General features: G+C 71.1%; 10 protein-coding genes and 1 tRNA gene. 9 read left to right on the top strand and 2 right to left on the bottom strand.

From position 1 onward, the window contains the following. The first annotated feature begins 205 nt into the window (after window positions 1-205). From sucC to ACFV3E_RS43330, 9 genes are all read left to right on the top strand, one after another. The gene (gene sucC, locus ACFV3E_RS43370) at window positions 206-1,345 is read left to right on the top strand and encodes an ADP-forming succinate--CoA ligase subunit beta (protein ID WP_500541591.1); all 1,140 of its coding nucleotides are present in this window, start codon (window positions 206-208) and stop codon (window positions 1,343-1,345) included. 5 nt (window positions 1,346-1,350) lie between these two features. Beyond that, window positions 1,351-2,226 (top strand): succinate--CoA ligase subunit alpha, encoded by an 876-nt coding sequence (gene sucD / locus ACFV3E_RS43365; protein WP_500364908.1) that lies wholly within the window; start codon window positions 1,351-1,353, stop codon window positions 2,224-2,226. Then, window positions 2,223-2,675, top strand: coding sequence for a carbonic anhydrase (locus ACFV3E_RS43360; protein ID WP_500541589.1), 453 nt, complete (start codon window positions 2,223-2,225; stop codon window positions 2,673-2,675). Before sucD ends, ACFV3E_RS43360 begins: the two co-directional genes overlap by 4 nt. After that, complete coding sequence (locus ACFV3E_RS43355; RefSeq protein ID WP_500541587.1) at window positions 2,672-4,216, top strand: aldehyde dehydrogenase family protein; 1,545 nt, start codon at window positions 2,672-2,674, stop codon at window positions 4,214-4,216. The genes ACFV3E_RS43360 and ACFV3E_RS43355 overlap by 4 nt, the downstream gene beginning before the upstream one ends. A gap of 129 nt (window positions 4,217-4,345) precedes the next feature. Then, a tRNA-Leu gene (locus ACFV3E_RS43350) sits at window positions 4,346-4,433 on the top strand. A gap of 561 nt (window positions 4,434-4,994) precedes the next feature. After that, window positions 4,995-6,524, top strand: coding sequence for a 4-hydroxyphenylacetate 3-hydroxylase N-terminal domain-containing protein (locus ACFV3E_RS43345; protein WP_500541585.1), 1,530 nt, complete (start codon window positions 4,995-4,997; stop codon window positions 6,522-6,524). Window positions 6,525-6,798: 274 nt separating this feature from the next. Then, window positions 6,799-9,855, top strand: coding sequence for an AfsR/SARP family transcriptional regulator (locus ACFV3E_RS43340; RefSeq protein WP_500541583.1), 3,057 nt, complete (start codon window positions 6,799-6,801; stop codon window positions 9,853-9,855). Between the two features lie 122 nt (window positions 9,856-9,977). Beyond that, window positions 9,978-10,517, top strand: coding sequence for a flavin reductase family protein (locus ACFV3E_RS43335; protein ID WP_500541581.1), 540 nt, complete (start codon window positions 9,978-9,980; stop codon window positions 10,515-10,517). Between the two features lie 111 nt (window positions 10,518-10,628). Then, entirely contained in the window at window positions 10,629-11,516 is an 888-nt protein-coding gene (locus tag ACFV3E_RS43330; RefSeq protein WP_500541580.1) for an NAD(P)-dependent oxidoreductase, read from the top strand. Between the two features lie 63 nt (window positions 11,517-11,579). Here ACFV3E_RS43330 and ACFV3E_RS43325 read toward each other — a convergent pair whose 3' ends face one another. After that, the gene (locus tag ACFV3E_RS43325) at window positions 11,580-12,164 is read right to left on the bottom strand and encodes a carboxymuconolactone decarboxylase family protein (RefSeq protein WP_500541578.1); all 585 of its coding nucleotides are present in this window, start codon (window positions 12,162-12,164) and stop codon (window positions 11,580-11,582) included. A 5-nt stretch (window positions 12,165-12,169) separates the two neighbouring features. Further along, the gene (locus ACFV3E_RS43320; RefSeq protein ID WP_500541576.1) at window positions 12,170-12,457 is read right to left on the bottom strand and encodes a hypothetical protein; all 288 of its coding nucleotides are present in this window, start codon (window positions 12,455-12,457) and stop codon (window positions 12,170-12,172) included. Window positions 12,458-12,608: the final 151 nt, after the last annotated feature.

Here is a 12,608-nt window from a genome sequence, read left to right as displayed (position 1 = left end):
CTCCAAAGCCTTCGTCACAACCAAGGTTCCTTCCGGTCGGGGGGCCGGCGAGCGGGCCGAGCGCGGGATTCCACCCCGCGGTCTGTACATTGCATACAGGCGACGAATACTGTATGCAGACGTTTATCCCGCATGGACGACCCGGTGTCCAGAGGTCTGCACCGGATTATCGTTCGACCCCGAGTCAGGGCAGGTGCGTTTGACGATGGATCTGTTCGAGTACCAAGCACGGGAGCTCTTCGCACGGCACGGCGTCCCCGTGCTCGACGCCCACGTGGTGGACGACCCCGCCGAGGCCCGCGCCGCGGCCGAACGCCTCGGCGGGCAGGTCGTGGTGAAGGCCCAGGTGAAGACCGGCGGCCGCGGCAAGGCCGGCGGCGTGAAGCTCGCCTCCGACCCCGCGGACGCGCAGGACAAGGCCCGCGCCATCCTCGGCCTGGACATCAAGGGCCACACGGTCGGCAAGGTCATGCTGACGCCGACCGCCGACATCCAGGACGAGTACTACGTCTCCTTCCTCCTCGACCGTGCCGAGCGCACCTTCCTCGCCATGGCCTCGGCCCAGGGCGGCATGGACATCGAGGAGGTCGCCGCCACCCGGCCGCAGGCCCTGGCCCGCGTCCCCGTCGACGCCGCCGAGGGCGTCACCGAGGAGAAGGCCCGGCAGATCGCCGAAGCGGCCGGACTCCCCGAGGAGACCGTGCCCGTGCTGACCGCACTGTGGGAGGTCTTCACCGCCGAGGACGCCCTGCTGGTCGAGGTCAACCCGCTGGTCCGCACCACGGACGGCCGCGTCCTCGCCCTGGACGGCAAGGTCTCCCTCGACGCCAACGCCCGCTTCCGCCACCCCGACCACGAGGCGTACGAGACCCCCGGCGAGGGCGACCCCCTGGAGGCCGCCGCCCGCGCCAAGGGCCTCAACTACGTCAAGCTCGACGGCTCCGTCGGCGTCATCGGCAACGGCGCCGGCCTGGTGATGAGCACCCTCGACGTGGTCGCCCACCACGGCGGGGCCCCCGCCAACTTCCTCGACATCGGCGGCGGCGCCTCCGCCCAGGTCATGGCCGACGGGCTCGGCGTCATCCTCTCCGACCCCGACGTCGCCTCCGTGCTCGTCAACGTCTTCGGCGGCATCACCGCCTGCGACGCCGTCGCGGACGGCATCGTCCAGGCCCTCGACCTGGTCGAGCTCACCAAGCCCCTCGTCGTCCGCCTCGACGGCAACAACGCCGAGCGCGGCCGGGCCATCCTCGACGCGGCCGCGGCGGCGCTGGGCCCCCTCGTACAGCAGCTGGACACCATGGACGGCGCGGCCGCGCGGGCCGCCGAGCCCGCAAGGAGCTGATCGCGATGGCCATCTTCCTCGACCGCAACAGCAAGGTGATCGTCCAGGGCATGACCGGCTCGGAGGGCATGAAGCACACCCGCCGCATGCTCGCCTCGGGGACGGACGTCGTCGGCGGCGTCAACCCGCGCAAGGCCGGCACGAGGGTCGAGTTCGACGGGCGCACCGTCCCGGTCTTCGGCTCGGTCAAGGAGGCGGTCGGCATGACCGGCGCCGACGTCAGCGTCGTCTTCGTGCCGCCGCCCTTCGTGCGCGCCGCCGTCGACGAGGCCGTCGACGGCGGCCTCGGGCTCGTCGTCGTCATCACCGAGGGCGTCCCCGTGCACGACACGGTCGCCTTCCGGGCCCGCGCGGTCGCCTCCGGCACCCGCGTCATCGGGCCCAACTGTCCCGGGCTCATCAGCCCCGGCCAGTCCAACGCGGGCATCATCCCGGCCGACATCACCACCTCCGGTCGCATCGGCCTGGTGTCGAAGTCCGGCACGCTCACCTACCAACTGATGTACGAGCTGCGCGACCTCGGCTTCTCCACCGCCGTCGGGATCGGCGGCGACCCCGTCATCGGCACCACCCACATCGACTGCCTGCGCGCCTTCCAGGACGACCCCGACACCGACCTGATCGTCATGATCGGCGAGATCGGCGGCGACGCCGAGGAACGCGCCGCCTCCTACGTCTCCCGCCTGGTCACCAAGCCGGTCGTCGGCTACGTCGCGGGCTTCACCGCGCCCGAGGGCAAGACCATGGGCCACGCCGGCGCCATCGTCTCCGGCTCCTCCGGCACCGCCCAGGCCAAGAAGGAGGCGCTGGAGGCCGCCGGCGTCAAGGTCGGCAGCACCCCCTCGGAGACCGCGCGGCTCGTGCGCGGGCTGCTGCGGTGACCGCCCCCACCGGGGCCGCGGGCGTGGAGCAGCTGCTCACCCGCAGGTACGACGTGGGCGCGGCACTCGTACCGCTCGACCTCACAAGGACGCGGGCCCGCACCGGAGTCGCCGTCGTCGCGTGCATGGACGCCCGGCTCGGTGTCGAGGCGATGTTCGGGCTGCGGCCTGGCGACGCCGACGTCATCCGCAACGCGGGCGGGTGCGTCACCCCCGACACCCTCCGCTCGCTCCGGCTGAGCCAACTGCAGGGCGGCACACGCGAGATCGTGCTGGTGCACCACGAGGACTGCGCGGTGCTGGGCGACCCCGAGCACGATCTGCGCGCGTGCATGGCCCGCCTCCGCGCCGCCACGGAGCTGCCCCACACCGAGGTGGTGCGGGGATTCCTCTACACCCGTGGTGGTGCGCTGCGGGAGATCCGCCTTGAGCGAGCGGGGCAGCCATGACCCTCACCCTCAAACCCGGAACGGCCTGGACGGACGTCTGGCGGCGGTGCCTGCGGGCCGCCCCCGAGGCGTTCCGCGACGACCGCGTGCTCAACCTGTGGGCCGGGGCCTGGCGGCCCGACGGCCGGATCCTGCCGGCCACCAGCCCCGTCGACGGCACCCCCGTCGCCGGGGTGCCCCGGCTCGACGCGGACACCGCCCGGCAGGCCGTCCGCGCCGCCCTCGACCAGCACCGCGCCTGGCGGGTGATCCCGCTTCCCGAGCGCAGGGCACGGGTCTCGGCCGCCCTGGACGCCCTGGCCGAGCACCGCGTGCTGCTCGCGCTCCTCCTGGTCTGGGAGATCGGCAAGCCCTGGCGGCTCGCCCTGGCCGACGTCGACCGGGCCATCGACGGGGTCCGCTGGTACGTCGGCGAGATCGACGACATGGTCGAGTGGCGCCGCCCGCTGCCCGGCCCGGTCGGCAACATCGCCGGCTGGAACTACCCCATGAGCATCCTGGTCCACGCGATGCTCGTGCAGGCGCTGGCCGGCAACGCCGCCATCGCCAGGCCCCCCGCCGACGGGGGCCTGGCCTGCCTGACCCTGGCCTGCGCGCTCATCGCCCGCGAGGACGTACCGGTGACCCTGGTCGGCGGCGGCGACGAGCTCTGCGAGGCGCTGGTACGGGCCCCCGAGATCGGCTGCGTCTGCTCCGTCGGCGGCCGGGACGCGGGCGGCCGGGCCGCCGCCGCCCTCACCGACCCCAGCAGACGCCATGTCATCGAGCAGGAGGGCCTGAACACCTGGGGCGTGTGGGACTACAGCGACTGGGAGTCCCTGAGCGGTCACCTCCGCGGGACCTTCGACTACGCCAAGCAGCGCCGCACCGCCTACCCCCGCTTCGTCGTACGGCGCGATCTCCTGGCCGACTTCCTGTCCGCCTACCTGCCCGTCGTGCGCTCCGTGCGCCTCGGCCACCCGCTCGCCGTGGACGACCCCGGGGACGACCTCCCCGAGCTCGACTTCGGGCCGCTGATCAACGCGGCCAAGGCCAAGGAACTGGACGACCTCGTCTCCGAGGCCATCGACCGCGGCGCCACCCCGCTCCACCGCGGCAGCCTCGCCGACGCCCGCCTGCTGCCCGGCCAGGACACCGCCGCCTACCTGGCGCCGGTCACCCTCCTCGACCCGCCCGCCACCTCCCCGCTGCACCACGCGGAACCCTTCGGCCCGGTCGACACGATCGTCCTGGTCGACACCGAGGCGGAACTGCTGGCCGCCATGAACGCCGGCGGCGGCGCCCTCGTCGCCACCCTCTCCACCGACGACGAGGACACCTACGCCCGCCTCGCCCCGGACATCCGCGCCTTCAAGGTCGGCCACAACAGGCCCCGGTCCCGCGGCGACCGCGCCGAGCCCTTCGGCGGCCTCGGCGCCTCCTGGCGCGGCGCCTTCGTCGGCGGCGACCTGCTGGTCCGCGCCGTCACGCGCGGCCCCGCGGGCGAACGCCCCCCGGGGAACTTCCCCGGCTACCACCTGATGCCGCCCGAGGCGGCGTAGTACCACTCCGGTGCCGGGGCCCACACGGCCCCGGCACCCTGTGCACCCTGCGGATATGCAGGTGAAACCCACCCCGAATCCTTGGTATCGTTGTGCCTGTCGCCGCGGGGCCAGCCCTGCGGATCACCTGTCCGGGTGGCGGAATGGCAGACGCGCTAGCTTGAGGTGCTAGTGCCCTTTATCGGGCGTGGGGGTTCAAGTCCCCCCTCGGACACCAGTGAGACAGAAGAGGGCGAGGCCCCGACCGTACGGTCGGGGCTTCGCCCTCTTCGCGCTCTCCGCGGGTGTCTCTCTCCGGGATGAAAAGAAAATGAATATTCATCTTGACGTGCCGTCCGCCGGCACCGCAGGATGGGGCTGGCAAAAAGGAACGGTCGTTCGCGAGGGGGAGGTGCATGGTCGTGGTGCGTGCCCGGGGGGCGTGGGCCGGTGGTCGGCCCGCGTCACGTCGCCCCGTCACAAGCCCCGGAGATATGACCGGCGGGGCGTCATCGGGATTAACGCCCGACTAACGTCCCGTGGCTAGGCTCGAGTAATCAACGGCCGAGGCACTTTCAACTCGACGGCAAGACGGAATTTCCTCGACTCGAATCGGGCGGTTCGGGTGATCGGTCGATCACGACGCTGATTCGCCGGTTTCCCGAAGGCTCGGGTGGATTCACAAAAGGATGCACGGCAATTCCCCGACGATGTCCTGTCGAGTGGAAATCGAATGACGGCCCGAGAAACAGCAGCCCAGGCACGCCGGTGCTTGGGCGAGGGCAGAAGGTGGCATTTGATGCGAACTGGCGATCAGTACCTGGAGTCCCTCAGGGACGGGCGCGTTGTCTATGTCGGCGGTGACCGGATCGACGACATCACGACGCACCCGAAGACCAGGGCAGCGGCCAAGAGTTTTGCGAAGTTCTACGACCTGCACCACGAGCCCGAGATGCAGGACATGATGACCTTCGTCGACGACGACGGAGTGCGTCGTTCGATGATGTGGTTCAAGCACGTGGACGCCGCGGGTCTGCGGCGCAAGCGTGAGTACCTGGAGACCGTGGTCCGGGAGCTCGACGGCGGATCGATCGGGCGGACCCCGTGCGCGAACAACTACGGCCTGGTCACCTACGCGGAGGACCCGCAGCCGTGGAGCGACCAGTCCGTGGGCACCGGCGGGCGCGACCTGACCGTGGGCATCCGCAGCTTCCTTGACCTGGTGAAGGAGGGCGACCTCAACTGCGCCTTCGCCTTCATCGACCCGCAGATCGACCGGTCCAGGACGCACGCGGCCAAGACCGCGCTGCGCGTCGTGGAGACTCGTGACGACGGCATCGTGGTCAAGGGCGTCAAGGCCGTGGTCACCGGTGCGCCGTTCGCCGACTATCTTCACATCGGCGTCTTCTACCGCCCCGGAATCGAGAGCGAACAGATCATTTATGGCGCCTGTCCGGTGAACGCGCCGGGCGTCACGATAACGTCCCGCGAGACGACGGTTCGTGACGATGCCGCCAACCACCCGATCGCTTCGGCCGGCGACGAGCTCGAATGCACCGTTATCTTCGACAACGTGTTCATTCCGTGGGATCTCGTCTTCCACATCGGGAGCCCCGAGCACGCTTCGCTGTACCCGCAGCGCATCTTCGACTGGACGCACTACGAGGCGCTCATCCGGCAGATGGTCCGGGCCGAACTCATGGTCGGCCTGGCGATGCTGATGACCGAGCACCTCGGCACCTTCCAGATCCCGCCGGTCCAGGCGCGCGTGGCCCGTCTCGTCGAGTTCTACCAGACGATGCGGGCCCACGTGATCGCGTCCGAGACGGAGGGGTTCATCTCGCCGTCGGGGCTCTTCAAGCCGAACGTCCTGCTCTTCGACTTCGGCCGGTCGTACTACCTGGAGCGGTTCGCGGACATGAGGAACGAGGTGATCGACCTCGCCGGTCGTGCCTCCCTCCTGTTCCCTACCGAGGACCAGTGGAACAACCCCGAGCTCCACGAGTGGCTGGCGCCGCTGCAGGAAGGCGCGGTCGGCGAGCCCTACGACCGGCTGCGCATCTCGCGCGTCATCCGTGACCTGTTCCTCTCCGACTTCGGCGACCGGGTGAGCACCTTCGAGCAGTTCAACGGGACCCCGATGCTCCCCACCCGGATGCGCACGATGCAGCGCTCGGAGCTGTCGCCCCACGGGCCGATCACCGAGCTCGCCCGGAAGGTCTGCGGCCTCGAGAAGCGCAGCGTTCCCGAGGTGACGGCCTACAGCGAGCAGCCCGAGTACGCCCGGCGCCTCGACGGCGCCCGGCTCGAGGGCTCACGGGTCCGCTGAACCCACCGACGGTGCGGGGAGGTTCGCGGCCGCCGCCGGTCGCGAACCGCCGCACTCGCCACCGCCCCGGGCGGAGGTGCGCCCGGGGCGGCCTGACACGTCGCCCGGTGCGTGTGGGCCCCGGCGACACACATGGTTTTGTCGGCGACCGGGGCGAGCCGGGGTGGATCGGCGTGCGGGCGCCGGTCCCACCGGCCACGGACGGGTTCTCTGTCCCGGACGACCGGTGCGAACTCCCGCTGGAGCACTGAGGATCACGGAGGCGCGACATCCGATGGGTGACTCTGATTCCGACCGGCCGAGCGGCCCGAACGCGTCCGGACGGCACCATCGCGCGATCATCCGGCGGAAACTGGCGGCGCCGGAGCCGGCGAAGGACGTCGTCGTCCGCGAGAGGCTCAATCGACGTCTGCGGGACATGCTGGATCGCCACACGGTGGTGAACGTCTTCGCGACGGCCGGGGCCGGCAAGACCACGGCGGTGGCCCTTGCCGTGAGCGGCCTCGACCGGCCCGTCGCCTGGCTGTCGCTCGACGGCACGGAGCGGGCGGCAGGGCGCCTGCTCGTCTACCTCGAAGCGGCTCTCGAGGGCGCTGTCGCCGGCGCCGCCGACGTGGCCTCCGACGCCCTGGGCAGCAGCCTCCACATCGGTGAGGCGGCCGGGCTGCTGGCCGAGAGCCTCCAGGGAAGCCGCCTCATCCTCGTGTGCGACAACGTGGAACGGATCGCCGCCGACGAGAGCTGCGTCGCCGTGCTCTCGTCCTTCGCCCGCTACCTGCCGTCCGGAGTGAACCTCGTACTGATCTCGCGTGTCGACGTCCACCTCGACCCGGGCCCGACGAGCGAACGCGACCGGGTGGGCGAGCTGATCGAGAGCGATCTCGCCTTCGACGCCCAGGAAGCCGACGCCGCACTGCGGACCGTCGGCCACGTCGACGTGCATCCGGCCCGGGCCGTGGCGGCGACGGGGGGCTGGGTGACCGGGGTCCTGTTCGAGGGATGGCGTCATGCGCGCTCCCGCGAGATGGATCCGGACTCGCTGCGGTCCTACGTCGCGGCGAACGTCTTCAACTCGCTCTGCCCGGTGGAGAGGACCTTCCTCCTCCACACCAGTCTGCTGGAGGAGATATCGGTCGAGGGCGCCCGCGCCTTGGGCCAGGAGAACGCGGCGCAGGTCATGGCGGACCTGCGCGTCCGGCATCTTCCGGTGACGTGGTCGCCGGACGGTTCCCGCATGACGCCGCACCCGGTGTTCCGCGACTTCCTGCGCGTCGTCCTGGGGCGGCAGGACGCCGGGACGCTCACCGCGGTCCGTCGCCGGCACGCCGAGCTCCTGATCGCCCGCGGCGAACGCGAGGAGGCCGTCGACGAGTTGCTGCGGCTCGGGGACCTGGAGGCGGCCGGGCGGCTGGCCGCCGCGGCCCTTCCCAGCCTCGTGGCGCGGATGGACTTCGAGCCGGCGGCACGCTGGCTCGACGCGCTGGGAGGGTCGGCCCGTACTCCGACCCCGGAGATCGGCTCGGTCATCCTGCGCGTCGCCTTCGCACTGGAGCAGTGCGACCGCGGCGTGGAACTCGTCGATCGTCACGGATACGCGTGGCTTCCGGAGCCGGGGGCCCCCGACTTCGAGGAGGCCCACGTCCTGGCCTGCTGGTGCCTGTGGCACTCCGGCCGGATCGAGGAGGCGCGGTCCGTCGCCGACCAGCTCTCACCGGGCCGGAACTGGCTCATCGCGCACACGTTGATCGCGCTCGCCACCGGCGAGGAGCCACCGCCCTTCCCCGAGTACTCGCCCACTCCGTCCGGCCCGGTCGACGGTCTGCTGATGCGGCTGGCCTTCATGCGCGGTCGCCTCGAAGGGCTCGACGACGTGGGTTCGTTCGACCCGTGGCGGACGATCCTGGGCGGCCCCTGGGTCGTCGCCGCGCTGCGGGCCACCGGACGGCTCGACGCCGCGATGTCGATGTTCGAGCCGCGCAGCGGTTCGTCGCAGCCGGTCTGGTTGCACGCCGTCGACGCCGTCGACCTCATGCTGGACCTCGGCCGGGGAGAGGAGGCCTGCGCGTCCATCAAGCGCGGGCGGGACCTCATCGCGTCGACCGGATCGAAGGTGTACCGGAACATGAGCCTGCTCGTCGAGGCCAAGCTGCGGCTGCGCCTCGAGGGCGACACGGGGCGTGCCGACCGCGTGCTGGCGGAAGCGGCGGCCAACGGCGCCTCGGAGTACGTCCTCACCCGGGAGACGTGGCAGGTCTGGTCGGGCCTGTCGATGCTCCTGCAGGACAAGGACGCCGAGGCCTACGAGCTCCTCGCGGAATGCGTCCTGAGCATGCAGAAGGGGGACCGCCACCTGGATCTCCCGACGGCCGCCGTCTACCTGGCCGAGGCGCAGTGGCGTCTCGGCCTCGAGGACCAGTCCGACGCCACGGCCGACCTCGCGATGACCTCGGCCTCGACGCACGGATCACAGCACCTGCTGCTGACGGCCCTCACCGACATGCCGTCGGTCGCGGCCAGAGCCGCGGACACCAAGTCCAGCCGCATGTCCCCCTGGTACGAGGTCCTCGCGGCCCTGTCGGGCCCGCATCCCGTACGCGTGAACGTGAGTACGCCGCGTCTGGTGCTCGAGGAGTTCGGCGAGCCGGTCCTCACCGTCGACGGGAACACGGCTCAGCCCCGGCTGACCAAGAGCGTCGAGCTCCTCAGCTACCTGCTCGGGAGACCCGACCGCAGGGCCACGCGCGAGGAGCTCCTCGGGGCGCTCTTCGGCGGTCGTAACGACGCCGCCGGCCGCAACTACCTGAGGCAGGCCCTCTACCGGCTTCGTGAGGTCCTGCCCGACGACCTGGGCCCGAGGCAGGACGGCGACGTCTTCCGCATGCCCGGCCCCGCGGTGGCCATGGGCTCGGCGCAACGCGCGGCCGACCTCATCGCCCAGGCCGGCAGACAGGACGGGGAGATCCGCCTCCAGACGCTGGCCCACGCCCTCAGCAGCGCCGAAAGGGGCCCGTACCTCGCGACGGTCTCCGGTGCGTGGGTCGCCGAGCGCCGCGTGCTCCTCGCCGAGACCTTCCTGTCGGCGCGGGTCGACGCGGCCAAGCTCGCCTACCGGATGAACCGGTACCGCCAGGCGAAGGGACTGGTCGACTACGTGCTCCGCGAGGACCCGTACCGCGAGCAGGCCTGGCGGCTGGCCATCCAGCTGGCGCACGCCAGCGGCAGCGACGACGCCGTGCTGGCCCTCTACCAACGGTACGCGGTGCGCATGCGGGAGCTCGGCGTACCGCCGTCCGACGAGGTCCGCCGGCTGGTCGCGCAACTGCGCCGCTAGGCATGCGCCCGTTCGCGCCGCAGAAGCCGGTGAAACCGGTGAACCCGTCGTCAGCCACACCCCCGGGCCGCCTGGGCACAGGCGGTGCTCGAGCCATCTCGTCACACGCAACGGAGGGCACCATGGGTACGTCGACCGCGCAGGACATGTCCGTCGTCTACCGCGGGGCAATGTCGCGGTTCACGACCGGCGTCACGATCGTGACGACCAGGACGCCGAACGGCCCGGCGGGGATGACGGCCAGCGCCGTCGCGTCCGTCTCGCTGGATCCGCTCATGCTCCTGGTGTGCGTCGGGAACACCCTTGCGACGCGGGACGCGATCTCCGGCTCCGGGGTCTTCGCGGTCAGTGTCTTGGCACGGGGACAGGAGCACCACGCGCTGCGGTTCGCGAGCCGGTGCGACGACAAGTTCGCCGGTATGGGCCTGCGGGCCGACCACGAGCTCCCCGTCGTGGACGGCGCTGTCGCCTACTTCGCCTGCGACGTGCAGAAGGAGGTCGCCGGGGGAGACCACACGGTCTTCATCGGGAAGGTCGTCAGCTGCGGCTACGAGGCGGACTCGGACCCCCTCGTGTACTTCGCCGGGGGATTCGGCAGCCTCTGCGATCCCCGTTCCCACGCGCAGCTCGCCTTCGACTGGCAGCTGTCCGCATCGATTTAGCGAGCCCTCACCCGGCGCCCGGGCCGGAGCCGCGCACCAACGCGAGCGGCCCGGCGCCGGGTGGGATCGACAACCCCTTGCGCATGTCGCGCACCGTCTCAGGAGATGAACGTGAACGTATCCGTGCTGGGTCTCGGTCAGATGGGATCCGCCATAGCCGAACGACTCATCGGCGCAGGCCACGAGGTGAGTGTCTGGAACCGGTCGAAGGGCAGGGCTGACGGCCTCGTGGCTCAGGGCGCGATCGAGCTCGACGCCCCCGCCGAGGCGTGGGACCGGTCGGAGGTGTGCATCACGATGGTCGCGGACTCCCGCGCCCTGGCCGATGTCGCGCTCGCGCCGGACGGTGGGCTCGCCCACGCCGCGTCCGGCAAGGGACGGGTCCTGGTCGACATGAGCACCGTCTCCGTGGAGGTGTCCCGTGACGTGGCCGCCGGAGCCGAGGCCGCCGGCATCGGCTACCTGCGCGCTCCCGTGAGCGGAAACCCGGGTGTCGTGCGTGCCGGGAACCTCACGATCATCGCGTCGGGTGACGACGCGGTCTTCGCGTCCGTGGAGGGCCTGCTGCGCGACATCGGCCCCCATGTGTTCCACAGCGGCGAGGGGGATGCCGCCCGCATCATCAAGCTGGCCCTCAACCTCATGGTCGCCGGGACGGCCGAGCTCCTCGCGGAGTGCGTCGCCTTGGCCGAGGCCCACGGCGTGCAGCGCGACCGGCTGCTGGAGGTCGTCGCCGCCTCGGCGGTCGCGTCACCGTTGGTGAAGTACAAGATCGGGCCCCTTCTGGCGGACGACTACACGTCGACGTTCAGCTCGCGGCTGATGCGCAAGGACCTGGACCTGGCCCTCGAAGCGGCGGCAGCCGGCGGGGTCCCGCTGCCGGTCACCGGCGTCGTGCAGCAACTGCTCCAGGCGTGCATCTCGACCGGCCTGGGTGAGCAGGACTTCATGTCCCTCCTCATCCGGCTGCAGCGTGAAGCCGGCCAGATTCCCGGCTGACCGTCCGGATGCGCGTGAGGCCGGCCGGACTCCCGTCCGGCCGGCCTCGGATTCCGCGCGGTCTCAGAGCCGGGCCGCCACGGGTGCGGGCGGCTCGGGCATGTCCAGCTCGAAGGCCATGACACGGTGGAAGCGTGACAGGGCGTTCCACATGCTGATGCACATCACGAGCTCCACGAGCTGCGCCGCGTCGAACACCCGCTGTGCCTCGTCGCGGACATCCGTCGAGACGCCGGTGAGGCCGCTCTCCACGGGGACGGCCGGAAGGGAGACCGTCATCTCCTCGGCCAGCCGGAGCGCCAGCCGCTCCTGCTCGGTGAAGCCCCCGAGCTCGCCGCCCGCGACGGCCGCGAGCTCGTCGACCGACACCCCCTTGGCGAGCGCCGACGTGCAGCGGTGACTCGTCGTGTAGCGGCAGTGGTTGAGCACGGCGACGCGTACGGCGACCAGTTCCTTCACGCGCCCGTCCAGCGAGCCCGGTCCGTTGACCTGCCTGAGGAAGGGAAGGTAGGTGGCGAGCAGGCCGGGGCTGTTCCCGATGCCCGCCCAGGTGTTCAGCACCTCGCCGTACGCGCTCATCCCCTGGGTGAGAGCGGGTTGGTCGACCGAGGAGAACTCGTCGGAAGTGAGCAGCGGAACCAGTGACATGGGCATTACCTTTCAAGGAATCCCGGCTGGAGGCAGCCGGCTTGTGGTGAGGGTGGGGCGGGCTCCGGGGGAGCGGCCGCGGCCTGGGGCGGGGCCGGGCGGCGGGGTGGAGTGCCGGGGCGTCGCAGGCCGATCGTGATCCCCATCGTCGCGTTGAGCCATGGCACGAGGAAGGTCAGTGCTGTGCGAGCCGCGAGTGGCCAGGTGAACGGGCCGTCCCTGACCTGCGAGTACAGGTTGACCATGAACAGGGTCGAGCCGACGATCAGGGCGGCGGTGGTCGTCTGCGCCATGGCCCTGCCTCGTACGGCACCCTGCAGCGCCACGCTCCATGCGACAGGGGGAGTCCTGGCTTGAGGGTCTTGCTCGGGTGAGCTCATGGTGTCCTTCGGCGCTCTGGACGTCACGTCGCGGTCCGCGGCGGGTTCCCGGGGGCGCGGATCT

Source organism: Streptomyces sp. NPDC059718 (genome assembly GCF_042733315.1).
Classification (GTDB): Bacteria; Actinomycetota; Actinomycetes; order Streptomycetales; family Streptomycetaceae; genus Actinacidiphila.
Note: the sequence above shows the minus strand (reverse complement) of the source record. Positions and strands in the feature narration are given on the sequence as shown.